The organism is Gordonia sp. SID5947 (assembly GCF_009862785.1).
Lineage (GTDB): Bacteria > Actinomycetota > Actinomycetes > Mycobacteriales > Mycobacteriaceae > Gordonia.
This window is the reverse complement of the sequence record NZ_WWHU01000001.1, coordinates 4669486-4686531: the sequence shown is the minus strand read 5'-3', so window position 1 is coordinate 4686531 and position 17046 is coordinate 4669486. Positions and strand designations below refer to the sequence as shown.

The following is a 17046-nucleotide window of genomic DNA, read 5'->3' as shown; positions in this document are numbered from 1 at the left end:
CGATGTGTGGCGTGTGTGGTGAGATCTGTTTCGGCACAACCACTCCGGATGTAGGCGCGGTGGCGGCGATGACCGGTTCGATGACCCGTCGCGGACCCGACGGATCCGGACTCTTCGCGAAGGGTGCGGTGACGCTCGGCCATCGACGCCTCAAGATCATCGACCTCTCCGAACGCGGCGCACAGCCGATGATCGATCCCGAACTCGGTGTGGCCCTGGTGTTCAACGGCTGCATCTACAACCACCGGGAACTGCGGAAAGAACTCGAGAGCAAGGGATACCGCTTCTTCTCCCATGCCGACAGCGAGGTCATCCTCAAGGCCTTCCACGCCTGGGGTCCGGACTGTGTCGACCGCCTGATCGGGATGTTCGCCTTCGCGGTGGTCGACACCGACTCCGGCACGCTCACCCTCGCGCGCGACCGCCTCGGGATCAAGCCGCTCTATCTCGCCGAGACCCCCGGCCGACTCCGATTCGCATCATCGCTGCAGGCGCTCCTGCGCGGCGGTGACGTGGACACCACCATCGACCGGGTCGCGCTGCATCACTACTTCAGCTTCCATTCCGTCGTCCCGGCGCCCCACACGATCTTCAACGGCGTCCGCAAGTTGCCCCCTGCGACCGTACGAACCATCACCCCGGACGGCCGGAGCACCGAGCGACGCTACTGGGCACCGACCTTCGCCCCGCACCCCGACCGAGCCGACTGGGACGAAAGGCGCTGGCAGCACGAACTCCTGGATTCGTTGCGGACATCGGTGCGGCGCCGCATGGTCGCCGACGTCCCCGTCGGCGTGTTGCTCTCCGGAGGCATCGACTCGTCACTCGTGGTCGCGTTGCTGGCCGAGCAGGGACAGACCGACCTGGCGACATTCAGCATCGGATTCGACTCTGCGGGTGGAGAATCCGGGGATGAGTACGAGTACTCCGATCTCGTCGCCGACACCTTTGCCACCGACCATCACAAGATCCACATCGGTACCGACCGGTTGTTGCCTGCCGTACCCGGCACGATCGCCGCGATGAGTGAGCCGATGGTCAGTCACGATTGCGTGGCCTTCTATCTGCTGTCCGAAGAGGTCAGCAAGTCCATCAAGGTGGTGCAATCCGGCCAGGGTGCAGACGAGATCCTCGGTGGTTACGGTTGGTATCCGACGTTGCGGCACACCCCCCGTGACGACACCACCGCGGCGTACGCGAAGGTCTTCTTCGACCGCGATCACGCGGCGATCGCCGAGCTGCTCGGCGATCGGTACCTGCTGGCGGAGGACTACGACCCCAGCTGGGAGTTCGCGCACGCGCACCAGTCCGCGCCCGGGGCCCGCACCGCGGTCGACGCGGCGTTGCGGCTCGACACGACCGTCATGCTGGTCGACGACCCGGTCAAGAGGGTCGACACGATGACGATGGCGTGGGGACTCGAGGCGCGGGTCCCCTTCCTGGATCACGAGTTCGTGGAACTCGCGGCCACCTGTCCGCCCGACCTCAAACTCGCGCACGGCGGCAAGGGAATCCTCAAGGACGCCAGCAGATCCCTGCTACCGTCGGCCGTCATCGATCGCACCAAGGGATACTTTCCCGTGCCCGGCATCCGGCACCTCGACGGCGGCGTGCTCGATCTCGTCGCCGACACCCTCCGCTCGACCGCGGCGATCGATCGCGGGCTGTTCCGTCCCGAGGCACTCGACCGGTTGTTCGCCGATCCGAACGGTCTCCGCACCACCCTGGATGCCAACGAGCTGTGGCAGGTCGCCATGTTGGAGATGTGGCTCCAGACTACGGAAGCAGGCACGGCGTCATGAGTACGAGCGGGATGACGCGCAGCGGCGCCGCGACGGCACGCCACGGTGACGCACTGCCCGTACCCGCCCTCCGTTTCGACGACCGCGGCTGGCACACCTACGGCGCATCGGTGTCGCCGGACGGAACCGCGTTCGCCTACATCGTCGATGACGGCACCGGCTATCCTCGTGCCGCACAACGCTCGTTGTCCATCGCGGGGGTCGGCGAACTCCGCTGGGTGAGCCTGCCCGCCACCGGGCCGGTACGCAAGATCGTCCACTCCACCGACAGCCGATGGCTGGCGGTGGAGATCGCCCCGAGTGGCGGCGAGCACCACCAGGTGTGGGTGGTCACCACCGATCCCGACGACGACACCGCGCACCGGATAGGCGCGACGCGCACCGACGGCGACGGGCAGAGCCACTCCCATCTCGCCGGTGGCCGTTCGTTCGGCACCGTCTCCCTCGTCGGATGGGACACCGACTGGGTACTCATCACCGCGACCGAATCCGACGGCACCGCACATTCGCTACGGGTACACCCGGGCACCGCGACGACCATGACACTCGACGTCCGTGTCGGCGGAGCCCTCATCGACTCGTGGAAGGGCGCCACGCTCGTCCGCGTCGGCCCCCGCGGTTATCGCGACCTGCTGTTGCTGCGCCGACGGGTCGACACGGCGTCCGGCAGCGTGACGATGACGCCGCTGCTGCCCAACGACCCCGGCGCGGTCACCGACGACGGTTACATCCTCGATCAGGGTTTCGACCACCCCTCGCTCGTGTTCACCGGCCCTCCGCAGGATGCCGAACGCGATCTCGACAGCGTCCAGGCCATCGTCCGCAGCGATTTCGACAGCAAGTATCCGAGGCTGCTGGGCGTCGAGGTCGGTCGGCACGGCGTACGGTTCCGGGTGCTCGCACAGCGTCCGGATTCCGGTCTCGACGAGTTCGCGGTGAGCAACGATCAGTCCACGGTGGCGATGCTCTGGAATGTCGATGGGCGCAGTGAATTACAGATACTCACCCTGCCGGATCAGACCTTGCACGAGCCGATCGACCTGCCGGGCGAGGTGGCAGCCGAGCTCTCCATCAGCGCGGCCGGCACCCTGCTCACCGTCACCGTGTCGAGTCCGCAGCACTCCCCGCTGGTCCACCTGGTGCACACCGGGACCGGAGAGGTCATCGCGGTGCGCGACGACCTGGTCGCGGGCGAAGGTCCGTCGAGCGCCCTGGCCCCCGAAGTCCTCGAACTGTCCGCCCGCGACGGGATGCCGCTGTCCGGCCTGCTGTTCCGTGCGCGACGCGACATCGCGGGCCCGACCGTCCTGTATTTCCACGGCGGTCCCGAGGCGCAGACGCGCCCCGACTACAACTTCCTGTTCGGACCACTCGTGGACGCCGGGATCACCGTGTTCGCCCCGAATGTACGTGGGTCGTCGGGATACGGCCGGCTGTTCTCGCACGCCGACGACCGGTACGGCCGCTACGCCGGTATCGACGACGCCGCCGACTGCGCCGAACACCTTGTGGCGCAAGGTATCGCCGATCCCGACGCGATCTACTGTGCGGGACGCTCCTACGGCGGCTACCTCACCCTCGCCTGCCTCACCTTCCATCCGGACACGTTTGCCGCCGGGATCGCCATTTGCGGGATGAGTGACCTCGAGTCCTTCTTCCGCAACACCGAGCCGTGGATCGCGGTGGCGGCCTATACGAAATACGGTCATCCCGAATCGGATCGAGAGCTCCTCGCCGACCTGTCACCGATCCATCGCATCGCCGATGTCCGGGCGCCCCTGCTGGTGGTGCACGGCGCCCACGACACGAATGTCCCGGTGAGTGAGTCCCGGCAGATGGTCGACGAGCTGCGCGCCCGGGGCGCCGTGGCCGAGATGCTGATGTTCGACGACGAAGGGCATGAGATCGTCAAACGGCACAATCAGCAACTTCTGACCGAGGCCGTGGCGGGTTGGATTCTCGGCCACCCCGCCGGCAGCGGAGCCGCCCGATGACCGCACGCATGACCGACCGACTGATCGCCCAGCTGGTGGAGACACGGTCGGAGAGTGCGCGCGCCAACGTACTCGAAGAGCTCCGGCGGCTGATCCTGTCCGGCGGTGCACCGCCGGGTGCCCAGATCCCGCCGGGTGAGGTCGCCGAAGCCTTCCGGGTGAGCCCCATACCCGTGCGAGAGGCTCTCAAGACATTGGTGGGCGAAGGCCTCGTCGTCCACCAGCGCAACGCCGGTTACCGGGTCAGCCACCTGTCGATCGACGAACTCCGTGAGATCTACTTCGTGCGAGGCACCCTGGAGCAGGCGGCCCTGGCGCGTGCCGTCGAACGCATCGACATCGCGGGCCTCGAGCGCGCCCGCGGCCGGCACGACGAGATGATGACGGCCCTGAAGTACGACGACCGCAAGGCCTTTCATGACATCTCGCGGCAGTTCCACCGCGAGCTGACCACCCCATGCGCGATGCCGCGGTTGCTCAACATGTTCGAGGCGACCTGGAATCTCACCGAACCTTTCCAGGTGATGCGGGCCGTCGGGCCGGCCACGCAGGAAGCGCTCAACGACGACCATGCGAAACTGCTCGACGGCTTCGCCGCCCGCGACACCGCCGTGGTGCTCGAGGTGGGCCAACTCCATCATCGACGGCTCGAGAGCGCCATCGTGGAGACCGCTGCCGAACTCGGGGTCCGGCGCGACGACTGAGCCGCACGGGCCCGGTGGGAAATATATCCGTTCGTTAATTCACGGGTAACAATCCGTTCTTAGCTTGATCATCATCAGCGTCCCCGATCACCCGGCGCTGACTCCGTCTGACCGGGAGAGCCATCATGTCCGCACCTTCTGCCGACGTCGCGACCGCCCACGAGAGTGCGGCGGGCGAGAGCGTCATCAAACTCGGATATCACCAGAACCTCACGAACTCCGATCTCGCGCCACTGAGGAAACAGAAGTGGACGTGGTACAACATCTTTGCGTTCTGGATGTCCGACGTGCACAGCGTCGGCGGCTATGTGTTCGCGGGCAGCCTGTTCGCGCTCGGGATCGCGGCGTGGCAGGTGCTGGTCGCGCTCCTCGTCGGCATCGTCGCCGTCAACATCCTGTGCAACCTCGTCGCCAAGCCCTCGCAGTTGGCCGGTGTGCCCTACCCGGTCACCACCCGAATCGCCTTCGGGGTCAAGGGCGCCAACATCGCGGCCATCATCCGAGGTCTCATCGCGGTGGTCTGGTACGGCATCCAGACCTATCTGGCCTCGGTTGCCTTCGGGCTGCTCGCCCTGAAGTTCTGGCCCGGTCTGGAGCCGTGGGGCGATGTCGATCAACACGGGTTCCTCGGCCTCAGCGCGCTCGGCTGGGCCGGATTCATCCTCATGTGGATCCTGCAGGCATTCGTCTTCTGGAACGGCATGGACACCATCCGCAAGTTCATCGACTTCTGCGGTCCGGCGGTGTACGTGGTGATGATCGCACTCGCCGCCTATCTGATCGTCAAGGCGGGCTGGAGCAACGTCAGCTTCGACCTGTCCGAGGGCCCCGGCCTGTCGGGGTGGTCCTCGGTCACCCAGATGATCAGTGCGTTCGCACTGGTGGTCTCCTACTTCTCCGGCCCGATGCTGAACTTCGGTGACTTCTCCCGCTACGGCAGGTCTTTCGCCGAGGTGAAGAAGGGCAATTTCTGGGGGCTGCCGGTCAACTTCCTGTTCTTCTCCCTGCTCGTGGTGTGCACGGTGTCGGCGGGCGCAACCGTGATCGGTCACGACGAGGACGGCTCGATCATCACCGACCCCGTCCACATCGTGGACAAGATCGACAACACCACGGCCGCGGTCCTCGGCGTACTCACCTTCGCGATCGCCACCATCGGGATCAACATCGTGGCGAATTTCGTGTCACCCGCCTTCGATTTCTCGAATGTGGCGCCGACGAAGATCACCTGGCGGACCGGCGGCATGATCGCCGCGATCGGCTCGGTCCTCATCACGCCGTGGAACCTCTTCAACAACCCCACCGCGATCCACTACACAATGGACACGCTCGGTGCGGTGATCGGACCACTGTTCGGCATCCTGATCGTCGACTTCTATCTCATCAAGAAGCAGAAGATCGAGGTCGACGACCTGTTCAGCATGGAGGCCGGCAGGTCGTACTCCTACCGCAACGGATGGAACCCGATCGCCGTGATCGCGGTCATCCTCGCGTCGATCCTGCCGATCGGCTTCGTCATCTGGGGCACCGCCTATCAGGCGAGCTTCACGTGGTTCATGGGTGCGGCGGCCGGTGGCGTGATCTATTGGCTCGGCATGAAGTTCGCGCCGGCGAGTTTCATCTACGACGCGGGCATGGTGCCGGCGGACCTGCCCACGGCCAAGGACGGCAAGCTCGAGCCGTCCGCGCTCTGAAAGGCGCAGCGTCAGACGATGCGCATCTGCATCATCAATCCGAACACCGCGGCGGCGATGACCGACGTCATCGCCGCCGCGGCGCGTTCCGTCGCCCGCCCCGACACCGAGATCCTGGCCGTGACCTCGTCGATGGGGCCCGCGTCCATCGAGAGCCACTATGACGAGGCACTGGCCGTCCCCGGACTGCTGCGTGTCATCGCCGAGCACCCGGACCACGACGGCTATCTCGTCGCGTGCTTCGGCGACCCCGGCCTCGATGCCGCGCGCGAGCTGGCAACAGCGCCCGTCATGGGGATCGCCGAGGCCGCCATGCATCTCGCGGCACCGCTCGGGCGTGGGTTCTCGGTGGTCACCACCTTGCACCGAACCATCGGCCGCGCGGCCGATCTCGTCGACCGCTATGGATTCTCCAGGCAGTGTCTGGGAATCCACGCCTGCGACATCCCCGTCCTCGACCTCGAGACCAACCCGGCAACCGCGGAGATTCTCGAGAAGTCGTGCCGAGAGGCGCTACAGGCCGACGGTTCCGACGTGATCGTCCTCGGTTGCGCCGGCATGGCCGACCTCGCGCATCGCATCAGCGACGCCATCGGCACCCCGGTGATCGACGGGGTCGGCGCCGGCGTCGGCATGCTGTCGTCGATGGCCGCCATGGGTCTGCGCACCGGGACCGCCTCCGGGGAGTTCGCCACTCCCCCGCCGAAGATCTACTCGGGATCGTTGGCGGGCTTCGGAGATTCTGCGCGAACGTGAGAAGCGTGTCGGACCCTGCGGTTTCGCGCTTCGATACGAATCGACATACTCCGGTAACACCGCCGAAACCATTGCGGCCGATAGTCACTACTGCACACACGAACGACCCGTCCGCGACCTCGCGGTGACGATCCGGGAACAGATCCGGGACAGGGTTCCACCCCGCAGCTCTGTCCTGCGGCCTGCCCGGAGGTACCACGATGGACGAAGATTCCTGCGATCTGCTGATCAGCAACGCCTATCTCTACGTCGACTCCGACCGGGAGGTCCCCGACGGGTGGATCGCCATCTCGGATGGGCGCGTACACAGCATCGGGACGGCCGCCGACGAGATGCCCACGGCCACGACCCGGATCGACGCCCACGGACAACTCGTCACGCCCGGCCTGATCAACGTCCACCACCACATGTATCAGAACCTGACCCGTTCGTTTGCGCCGGTGGTCAATGCCGGACTCTTCGAATGGTTGACCACGCTGTACCCCCTGTGGGCGCAGATCGACGACGAGTCGGTCTACCTCTCCAGCTGGATCGCGATGGCAGAGCTCCTTCTCGGCGGATGCACCCTCTCGTCCGACCACATGTACCTGCACCCGCGAGAAGGCTTGACGGATGCGCAGATCCGCGCCTCCCGTGACCTGGGCTTCCGGTTCTACGCGAATCGGGGCTCGATGACCCGCTCCACCGCCGACGGCGGTCTGCCACCCGTACAGGTGGTGCAGGAACCCGATGTGATCCTCGCCGACTGCGAACGTCTCATCGACAACTACCACGACCCGTCTCCCGGGCGATGTGCCGAGTCGCGCTGGCACCGTGCTCCCCGTTCTCGGTCACCGCCCAGCTCATGTCCGACACCGCCGCACTGGCCGAGACCCGCGACGTCCGACTCCACACCCATCTCGCCGAGGACCGGGATGAACTGGCGTATTGCCAGGAGGTGTACGGGATGAGCCCGGTCGACTACTTCGACAGCGTCGGTTGGATGCAATCACGTTCTTGGGTCGCCCATTTCATCTACCCGTCCGACGACGAACAGGCTCGCATGGCCGCCGCCGGGGTGGGGGTTGCGCACTGTCCGAGTTCGAACATGCTCATCGGTGGCGGAACGGCCGATGTCGCGCGGCTCCGTGCCCTCGGGGCCCCGGTGGGCCTGGGATGCGACGGATCCGCATCCACCGATCACGGCTCACTCTGGCTGGAGGCCCGCGCGGCGCTCACCCTGGGTCGCTACCGTGGCGGTTCGGCCGCGATGACCGCCCGTGACGTACTGGATGTCGCGACCCGCGGCAGCGCGGCGTGCCTCGGCTGGGACGACGAGACCGGTCATCTGCGCCCCGGCGCCTGCGCCGACCTCGTCATCTGGACCGGGTCGGCGATGGCTCTCGCCGGCGCCGTCACCGATCCGGTCGAGTCCTGGCTGCGGTGCGGACCGATGATCGCGGACACCACGATCGTCGCGGGCCGGATTCTGGTCCGGGACGGGCAGATCCAGAATCCCGCCGTGGGCGACGTCCTGTCTGCCCACACGCTCGAGGCCCGGCGCATCCAGAGGGTGGCACTGTGACGCGACCACCCACACGGCCCGCGCCCCTCGCTCATCAGACCTTCATCGTGACGTTCTTCGCCGCGAGCAGCGTGGCGAGCCCCTGCGGAACGAGCGCCACACCCAGCACCGACATCGCCACGGTCCAGGACCCGGTCACGTCGTGGAGCGCGCCGATGGCGATCGGGCCGGCCGCAGCCACGACATAGCCGACCGACTGGGCCATCCCCGACACCTGACCGGTGACCACCGTCGACGGGCTGCGCAACACCATGAACAGCAACACCAGACTGATCGACGACCCCGGCCCGAACATGATCAGGATGACCCACAGCGTCGTCCACTCATGGACGGTCACCAGACCGACGAACCCGACCGCGCACACGGCCACCACCCCGAGCGTGATCGCACGCTGATCGGCGAACCGGCCGGCCACGATGGGGATCACCAGTGATGCCGTCAGGGCGACCACCTGACCGATCGCGAGCGTGGCACCCGCCTCGGCCGCGGTGCGCCCGCGGTCGATGAGATACTGCGGCAGCCAGGCGCTGAACGTGTAGAAGATGATCGACTGCGCTGCCATGAAGGTCGTGATGGACCAGGCGATCCGATTGCGCCACAACGAGGTCGGTGCGGCGGTCACCGACACCCGATGCACTCGCGCCAGTTGCGGCACCCAGACCACCAGGGCCAGCAGCGCGAGTAGCGTCCACGACGTCATGGTCAACCGCCAGTTGCCACCGTCGAGATCGTCGATCGGGATGGTCAGTGCGGCGGCGACCGCCGCCCCGCCCGACAGCGTCATGGAATACAGCCCGGTCATGAGGCCCGACCGGTGTGCGAAGTCGCGTTTGATGAGCGCAGGCAACACGACGTTGCAGATCCCGATCGCGGTCCCGATCACGGCCGAACCCACCAGCAGGCTCACCGTGACGGGGACGAATCGCAGCCCCATGCCGAGGACGAGCACCACCAGCGAGGCGAAGATGGTCCGTTCGATCCCGTACCGCGCGGCGATGCGCGGAGCGATCGGCGCGCTGATCCCGAAGAACAGCACCGGCAACGTGGTGAGCAATCCGGCTGCCGCACTGCCGAAACCCAGATCGCGCATGATGTCGTCGACGAGCGGCGCCACCGAGACCACCGGCGGACGCAGATTGGCTGCCACGAGCATGATGCCGATGGCGGCGACCACGGCCGCCACACCACGCGGCGTATCGTGCCCCGGCGCCGCGTCGGCCGAACTCTCCGCCGCCGTCAGCACCGTACGATCCTCTGCGGTCACGACATCCCCCGCAGCGCTTCGTCGAGATAGGAATGGACCGCAGCGCGGGCGGCGCCGGGGTCGCCGGCCTCGATCGCGTCGACCACCGCGACGTGTCCTGACGGGTGAACACCATCGGTCAGGGTCGCCGCCACCACGTGCTGGTGGAGGCGCTGCATGACCTCGACGATGCCGTCGTACAGCTCGAGCAACAGCCGGTTACCCGAGATCGCAACCAGTGAGATGTGAAAAGCCATGTCCTCCTGCGCATATGCCGACACGTCCGCATCAGCGAAGGCTTGCTCGGCGGCCCGGAGCCGGTCACGCAACCCGGCGACCTCCGCCGCCGACGCACGCTCGGCGGCCGCGGCCGCCGCCTCCACCTCGATGGCGCGACGCGCACCGAGCAGATCGTGATGCGCCGAACCGGGAACGCAACTCTCGATCGCCGCAGCGAGCAGGTTGCGACTACGGACGTAGGTACCGTCGCCACGTCGGGGAACGAGCATCCCGGCGTGTTCGAGCGCCCGCACGGCTTCACGGATCGTGTTGCGCCCCACTCCGAATTGCTCGACGAGTTCCGGCTCGGCGGGGATTCGCCCGCCCACGGCCCATTCGCCGGACCGGATGAGGTCACGCATCCGATCGACCACGAGCTCACTGGTCCGTCGGGGAGGGATGATCAGGTTGTCCACCCAAAGAACCTAACATCCCATGTTTGTGCGGTGTCGGCGCCCCGGTCACCACACCGGAACGATCACCCCGAGACGTCGAGCGCCGCGATCACCTTGCTCGGCTCGATCCACACCACCAGCTCGCCGGGCACCCCGTTACGGGCGCCGAACTCTTCGGCGCGGTCGGCACCCATGTATCGCTCACCGCACAGCGTCGCGATCCGCTTCACCTCGGCGAGATCGTCCCCGGTGACCGCGCGGCCCTGGATCTGGACGAAGCCGTACGGTGGTTCGGGAAGATCGACGGTCAGCACCACGCGCGGATCTCGTTGGATGGCACGAGCTTTCGAGGTCGCTGAGCCGGTGTTGAAGGCGATCCGGTCCCCGTCGACCACGAACCAGATGGGTGCGGCGAGCGGTCGGCCATCGCCGGCGAGATATCCGAGGTGGCCCGTCTTGGTGCCGCCGGCCAGGAACTCACGGATCTCAGGATCGTCGATCGATGCAACCATTCCCCCACCATACGGGCGCGGCGCGTCAGCGGGCCGCCAGCACGTCCGCGATCCGGCAGGCCACCATCATGATGGTGGCGTGCGGTCCGCTGCGCCCCGCGGTCGGCAGGATCGACCCGTCGACGATCCGCAGCCCACGAACCCCGTCCACACCGCCGAGTCCGTCGGTACGCGATCCCATCGGCATGCTGCCCCACGCGTGCTGCGAGGTCCGCACGATCGGATCGACGGCCACCGATCCGGGCTCCACGATGTCGGCGAACGCGGCCGACCCGAGCATCTCGGCGACGACCGCCACACCCCGATCGAGTCGCACGGCCTCCGCCACATCGACGACACCGAGATCCACCAGCGGACCGCTACCGGCCATCTGCACCGTGCCCCGTGTGCCGGGCCGCATCGGGGCGACCCCGATCGCCGGACCGACGGGTGGGAGACCCTCGACATATCGGGCCATATCGCTACTGTAACAACGTATTTCCATGTCATCGTCGGTATGGACCACAGATTGCAGCAGTGCGGTCGGGGGTCCGTCGACGGTACTGCGGTAGTGCACCAGCACTTCCCGGTGCTCACGCACGGCGAGGGAGTCGAGCCCCGCCTGCGATCCGAGGCCGGTCCGGAGCAGGATCACGGCGGTGCCGATCGCGCCGGCGCACAGCACCACCTCGCTCGCGGAGACCCGGTCGTCGCCGATCATCACCCCGGTCACCGCTGCTCCGGACACGTGCGCGCCGGTCCACTGCAGACGTGCCACCTCGGCGTCGGCACAGATGGTCAGATTCTCTCGGTTCAGCGCACCTCGCAGGTATGCCTCGGCAGCCGTCCGGCGCACCATGCCGTCCCGGTTGGAGCGCACGCGGTTGAGTCCGACGATCGGCCACCTGTCACCGAGTGGACGCGCCGGAACGATGTCGCTCCAATAGGATTCGAAAGTGGCCGTGACCTCTGCCAACTCGTCGTCGGCGAACGGGGACACACTCATCGTGCCCCCACGACCGTCCAATTCGGTATACGCGGCGTCGATCTCGTCGATGCCCCATCCGGGCGGCCAGTCCACGAAGTCGTCGGCGTGCCATCGCATGAAGTAGCCACCGTTCACCGACGACGACCCGCCGAATCCGCGACCACGGACAACGCCGAGCCCCGAGGACTCGGTGTGCGGTACCGCGTAGGGTGAGCCGATCGAGATCGGCAGGCTGCGGAGATCCCGGACGGCCTCGGTGGGCCAGTCCGACGAACCACGCTCGAGCAACACCACGCTGCGAGCGGGGTCCCGGGACAACCGCTCCGCGACCACACAACCCGCGCTCCCGGCACCGACGATCACCACATCGGCGCTCGCGGGGAGGTCGCCGCGAGTCATGTCTTGCTGGTGATCACCGGTCGCAGAGCGCCGAAATCGCGGTGGCTCAACGCCCCCTGCCACAGCCCGGTGCCATACGCGAGATCGTCGAGGCGCCGGAACAGGGTGTAGGCGACGGGTCCGAGCGCAGGCCCCGCTTCCGGCTCCGCCACCACCTGACGCACCCAGGACACGATGCCCTCGGTGACCGCGACCTCGACGGCGAGTCGGCGGAATCGGGCCGACACGATTGCGAGGATCACGGCGACCGGCCAATAGTGGCGACAGATCGCCCCCGCCGCCTGCAGGAGTCCGAACCCGACCGCACGTCCTGTCAGCTGCGTCGCGACGATCGGCGCGTCGGGGAGTTCGCCGAGTCGTCGTCGCAGACGCATGCCGACCTGACCGAGGATGATCATCGCGATCGCCAGACCGATCTTGGTCCGGGTCATCAGCGCGACCACCGCGACGGCCATCGGCACGGTCATCACGACCGGGGCGGCGAACCCGCCATGGCGGTCCGCGAGGTACGACGCCCCGGTGCCGTAGTAGCGCCGTCGATCGAGCACCGAACGCATCCCGGTCCGGTGATCGTGCGACACCCGGGCGATGGGGTCGTAACGGACCCGCCAGCCCGCCTTGTGCGTCCGCCAGCAGAGATCGACGTCCTCGGCCACCCGCAGCGTCTCGTCGAAGTCCTGAAAAGCACTGCGCCGCACGATCATTGCCGCACTAGGCACATAAGAGACACGACTACCGGGGACAACCGAGCATTCGTCCGGCCCCATGTCGAGCGACGAATAACCGTTCTCGTACCGTTCGGCGAGGGAGGCATCGCAGTCGTCGCGACTGAGTCCCACGATTCGTGGTGCCACGATCGCCACCGCCGGATCCGAGAAATGCCCCAGGAGCATGGTGAGCCAATCCGCGGGGGGAACCACGTCGGAGTCGAGGAAGGCCACGAACTCCGTGGTCGCCGCGGCCGCCCCCGCGTTGCGAGCGGCCGACGGCCCGCGGTTCTCGTCGAAGCGGATCACGGATGCGCCGCGTCCGCACACCCGGATGGGTTCCTCGGAGCCGTCGTCGACCACGATCACCGTCGCGCCGGAGACCGCCTGCAGCAGACGGTCGACCCCCTGCTGATTGCCGTGCACCGGCACGACCACCGTGACGTTCTCCGGGCGCGGGCCAAACATGGGGCGCGGGTTGGCAATTCCGCTGTCGAGCAGACGGCGGGCAAGACTGCGGGTGGCCGCGTCGACGACCTCGATGCGGCCGTCGGCCGATGTCATACCGAGCGCCGCATCCGTCAGGCGGAGCATCCGGGTGGGGGATCCGCCGACGAGATACCGGAGATCCTGGTGGGGCGCACACCGCATGTCGATCTGGACCTGGAAACCGTCCGGCAGGCTGTGGTCGACGGCCGACGTCGCGGGCAGCTCCTTTTCGACGGCGGTCATGCGAGGCGCCCCGACCGGCCGACCGACCATGCGCCGACGGCCGCCACCAACCCGGTGACCAGGGCGTCGGTCACGCTCGCGCCGTGCTCGGCACTCGCACCTGCCGGATCACCGAGCACGCCGTTGTCGCTGACCGCGGCGACCCCACCTTCGCGTAGCGCGGGCAACAACGAGGCGATGGGAGCCGCGTTGCCGGCCGCGGCTTCCGACAGGATCACATGTTCAGGTGAAAAGTGGAGCAGCACAGACGTTTCGGTCATCCCGGCGTGCGCGTCGGCACCGGGGGTGGCGCAGGGGAACCATGCGGCATCGCGGCCCTCGTAACGCAGCGTGTCGACTGCCGCGGCCACGGTGGGCCCGTTGCCGCCGTGCCCGTTGACGAAGACCAACCGGTCCGCCCAGCGGCAGGCGCTGCGCCCGTACTCCACCAGGAGAAGATGCAGGGCCTCGTGGCCGATGGAGATGGTGCCGGGGAAACCTTCGTGCTCGCCGCTCGCTCCGTAGTTGATCCCGGGGGCGGCCACCACGACAGGGGCCTCCGGCTCGTCGTCGGCGGTCGACGGGTCCGCCGTCGACAACCGGTCGGCCGCGAGGCCGGCGACGAGCGCGGCGATCCTGCTGTCGGTGTCGAGCGGAAGATGCGGACCGTGCTGTTCGGTGGCCCCCAGCGGCACCAGGAGCGTGACCGACCGATCCGACAGTTGAGGCCAGCACAGCTGTCCCAATGCCGCCCGACGCTCCATTCGTTCAACTCTAGCGACGGTGTCCGCGCGTGTTAACCGAGTCGGTGCAATTAGTTTGATTCGATTTCCGTCATCCGGCGATTGCCCAGGCCCAGTTGTCCGAGCGATCGATCGGTTGTGGGATGCTGGTCCGACAGACGTGAGACCCGACACATCGGGCGGGTACGGACCGGGAGGACATCATGACGTCAACGACGCCGCGCAACAGCGGAAAGAGCGGGCCCCTCAGCGCAATCCGTGTGGTCGAGTTCGCAGGCATCGGACCGGGCCCACATGCGGCGATGCTGCTGGCCGACCTCGGTGCCGACGTCGTACGCGTCCAGCGGCCGGGCACCCTGCCGGCACCCGGCCGCAATGCGGACGCCCTGCTCCGCGGCCGCCGGGTCGTCGAGGCGAACCTGAAGGAGCCCGCCGACCGCGAGACCATCCTGCGCCTCGTCACCAAGGCAGACGTGGTGCTCGAGGGCTTCCGGCCCGGGGTGATGGAGCGACTCGGCTTCGGCCCCGATGACCTCTCCGCCATCAATCCCGGCCTGGTCTACGGCCGGATGACCGGGTGGGGCCAGGATGGTCCGCGTGCAGACCGCGCCGGGCACGACATCAACTACATCTCACTGACCGGGATGCTGCACGCCATCGGCCGCAAGGAAGACCGCCCGGTCCCGCCGCTCAACCTCGCCGGCGACTTCGGTGGCGGTTCGATGTTCCTCGTGATGGGCGTGCTCGCCGCGCTCCTCGAGCGACAGACGTCCGGCGCCGGACAGGTCGTCGACGCCGCCATGGTCGACGGCGCCTCGGTGCTGGGCCAGATGATGTGGGCCTTCCGCGGGACCGGACTCTGGAGCGACGCGCGCGGGGTCAACATGCTCGACACCGGCGCGCCATACTATGAGGTTTACGAGACATCCGACGGCAAGTACATGGCCGTCGGAGCCATCGAGCCGCAGTTCTACGCCGAGCTGCTCAACGGTCTGGGGCTCGCCGAGGCCGATCTGCCCGATCAGAACGATATTGCCAACTGGCCCAAGCTCAAAGAGGTGTTCACCGACACCTTCAGGTCGCGTACCCGCGACGAGTGGGCCAAGGTCTTCGAGGGTACCGACGCCTGCACCTCGCCGGTTCTCGACTTCTCCGAGGCCCCGGGCGATCCGCACATGGCGGCGCGTGCCAACCTCGTGGAGATCGACGGCGTGATGCAGGCCCAGGTCGCTCCCCGCTTCTCCCGGACCTCTCCGGAGACCCCCGCGGGCCCGGACCGCGAGGCGACCGACCCCGCCACCCTCTGGCAAGACTGACCCCCTCTTCCCACCCCACCCCCCAACACCGCAGCCGCGACGGTTTCCGTCATCCGCGACCCCATTTACCCGTCGCGGATGACGGGAACCGTCGCGGCTGCGGTGTTGGGGGGTGGGGTTGGGGTGGGGGTGGGTGTTGCGGTGGGGTGTGGACAGGAGGGTGGGGAGTCGGGTTGTCCACAGATGACGGTTGGGACCGTTCACGGCCGCATCACGCGTGGATGATCGCCGCATGGACGAACACCACGCCACCTCCCCGACTGAGATGTTCCGCAGGCGCAACGCTCTCGACGTCCGCGGGTCCGACGATCGACGACTGCGGCGGGACGTCGACAGCGGCACCTTGATCAAGCCATGGCGAGGCGTCTATCGTGCTGCGCCGGAATCGAGTTCCGCGGATGCCGCCTATCTCACCCGGGTACTCGCCGCCTGCGAGGTCGCCGAGATCGACAAGGTGGTCAGCCATCATTCCGCGGCCGCGATCCATCAGCTACCGGTGCTACACCCCGACCACACGAACGTGCACTTCACCGTCAACCGTCCCGCCGGCGGGCATCGGCGGGGCCACGTCCTCCATCCGGCGCGTCTCACATCCGACGACGTGGTTTTCGTCAACGGCATCGCCGTCACGTCTCTCGCGCGCACCGCGGCCGACATCGCGCGGACCGGGAACGTGGTCCAGGCCGTATGCATCTTCGATTCCGCACTACGCGCGGGCGCGACCGCCGACGAGCTCCGCGACGCCGTGGTCCGCAATCGCGGCCGGGTCGGCAACGCGGTGGCTCGAGCCGCTCTGCCCCACGCCAACCGACTATCGGAGTCGATTGCCGAATCATTCAGTCGCGCACTGATCATCGGCTTCGACGACATTCCCACCCCCACCGTGCAGCACGAGCTGTTCACGCCCTCGGGACTCTTCGTCGCGCGGGTAGACCTGTACTGGGCGGAGGAAGGAATGGTCGGTGAGGTCGACGGTCGCGCGAAGTACACCGCCGACCTCGCGCCCGGAGAGGATCCCGGTGACCGGGTCTGGGACGAGAAGCGTCGCGAAGACACCATCCGAGACCTCGACGAGACCGTCGTGCGGTGGGGGTGGCAGGAATGCATGCACCCCGAACAGCTCCACGCACTGCTGCGCCGAGGCCTCGAACGCGCCCGCCGCCGCCGCCGATGAAACCCGCCAGCCGCGACGGTTCCCGTCATCCGCGACGGGCAAATGGGGGCGCGGATGACGGGAACCGTCGCGGGTGCGGAAAGGAG

The 17046-nt window shown here is 67.4% G+C and carries 15 protein-coding genes; 9 read left to right on the top strand and 6 right to left on the bottom strand.

Annotated elements, in window-relative coordinates; translation table 11 throughout:
- The first annotated feature begins 2 nt into the window (after positions 1 to 2).
- The 7 genes from GTV32_RS21530 (at position 3) to GTV32_RS23945 (ending at position 8514) form a co-directional block, all read left to right on the top strand.
- Positions 3 to 1802 (top strand): N-acetylglutaminylglutamine amidotransferase, encoded by a 1800-nt coding sequence (locus GTV32_RS21530; RefSeq protein ID WP_161062049.1) that lies wholly within the window; start codon positions 3 to 5, stop codon positions 1800 to 1802.
- Positions 1803 to 1813: 11 nt separating this feature from the next.
- Positions 1814 to 3796 carry a prolyl oligopeptidase family serine peptidase gene (locus tag GTV32_RS21525; RefSeq protein WP_161062690.1) on the top strand — a complete coding sequence of 661 codons (1983 nt, stop codon included), beginning with the start codon at positions 1814 to 1816 and terminating at the stop codon, positions 3794 to 3796.
- Entirely contained in the window at positions 3793 to 4500 is a 708-nt protein-coding gene (locus tag GTV32_RS21520; protein ID WP_237421602.1) for a GntR family transcriptional regulator, read from the top strand. Before GTV32_RS21525 ends, GTV32_RS21520 begins: the two co-directional genes overlap by 4 nt.
- 125 nt (positions 4501 to 4625) lie before the next feature.
- On the top strand, positions 4626 to 6194 hold the full coding sequence (locus GTV32_RS21515) for an NCS1 family nucleobase:cation symporter-1 (RefSeq protein WP_161062048.1): 1569 nt from the start codon (positions 4626 to 4628) through the stop codon (positions 6192 to 6194).
- An 18-nt stretch (positions 6195 to 6212) separates the two neighbouring features.
- Positions 6213 to 6950: an aspartate/glutamate racemase family protein gene (locus GTV32_RS21510; protein WP_161062047.1), complete on the top strand. Its 738-nt coding sequence runs from the start codon at positions 6213 to 6215 to the stop codon at positions 6948 to 6950.
- 200 nt (positions 6951 to 7150) lie between these two features.
- A complete protein-coding gene (locus GTV32_RS23950) occupies positions 7151 to 7900 on the top strand; it encodes an amidohydrolase family protein (protein WP_202421877.1) in 750 nt (249 codons plus the stop codon).
- Positions 7795 to 8514 carry an amidohydrolase family protein gene (locus tag GTV32_RS23945; RefSeq protein ID WP_202421875.1) on the top strand — a complete coding sequence of 240 codons (720 nt, stop codon included), beginning with the start codon at positions 7795 to 7797 and terminating at the stop codon, positions 8512 to 8514. Before GTV32_RS23950 ends, GTV32_RS23945 begins: the two co-directional genes overlap by 106 nt.
- A gap of 34 nt (positions 8515 to 8548) precedes the next feature.
- Here GTV32_RS23945 and GTV32_RS21500 read toward each other — a convergent pair whose 3' ends face one another.
- The 6 genes from GTV32_RS21500 to mftE form a co-directional block, all read right to left on the bottom strand.
- Positions 8549 to 9667 (bottom strand): MFS transporter, encoded by a 1119-nt coding sequence (locus GTV32_RS21500; protein WP_161062688.1) that lies wholly within the window; start codon positions 9665 to 9667, stop codon positions 8549 to 8551.
- A 107-nt stretch (positions 9668 to 9774) separates the two neighbouring features.
- Positions 9775 to 10452, bottom strand: a complete 678-nt coding sequence (locus GTV32_RS21495; RefSeq protein WP_161062046.1) for an FCD domain-containing protein — start codon at positions 10450 to 10452, stop codon at positions 9775 to 9777.
- 62 nt (positions 10453 to 10514) lie between these two features.
- Complete coding sequence (locus GTV32_RS21490; protein WP_161062045.1) at positions 10515 to 10943, bottom strand: PPOX class F420-dependent oxidoreductase; 429 nt, start codon at positions 10941 to 10943, stop codon at positions 10515 to 10517.
- 25 nt (positions 10944 to 10968) lie between these two features.
- Positions 10969 to 12309: a mycofactocin system GMC family oxidoreductase MftG gene (mftG, locus tag GTV32_RS21485; protein WP_161062044.1), complete on the bottom strand. Its 1341-nt coding sequence runs from the start codon at positions 12307 to 12309 to the stop codon at positions 10969 to 10971.
- Positions 12306 to 13748: a mycofactocin biosynthesis glycosyltransferase MftF gene (gene mftF, locus GTV32_RS21480; protein ID WP_161062043.1), complete on the bottom strand. Its 1443-nt coding sequence runs from the start codon at positions 13746 to 13748 to the stop codon at positions 12306 to 12308. The genes mftG and mftF overlap by 4 nt, the downstream gene beginning before the upstream one ends.
- Complete coding sequence (gene mftE, locus GTV32_RS21475; RefSeq protein ID WP_161062042.1) at positions 13745 to 14491, bottom strand: mycofactocin biosynthesis peptidyl-dipeptidase MftE; 747 nt, start codon at positions 14489 to 14491, stop codon at positions 13745 to 13747. The genes mftF and mftE overlap by 4 nt, the downstream gene beginning before the upstream one ends.
- 182 nt (positions 14492 to 14673) lie before the next feature.
- Between mftE and GTV32_RS21470 the strand changes: the two genes are divergently transcribed.
- Both GTV32_RS21470 and GTV32_RS21465 read left to right on the top strand, forming a co-directional pair.
- Entirely contained in the window at positions 14674 to 15786 is a 1113-nt protein-coding gene (locus GTV32_RS21470) for a CaiB/BaiF CoA-transferase family protein (protein ID WP_161062041.1), read from the top strand.
- A gap of 232 nt (positions 15787 to 16018) precedes the next feature.
- Complete coding sequence (locus GTV32_RS21465) at positions 16019 to 16960, top strand: hypothetical protein (protein ID WP_161062040.1); 942 nt, start codon at positions 16019 to 16021, stop codon at positions 16958 to 16960.
- The last annotated feature ends 86 nt before the right edge of the window (positions 16961 to 17046 follow it).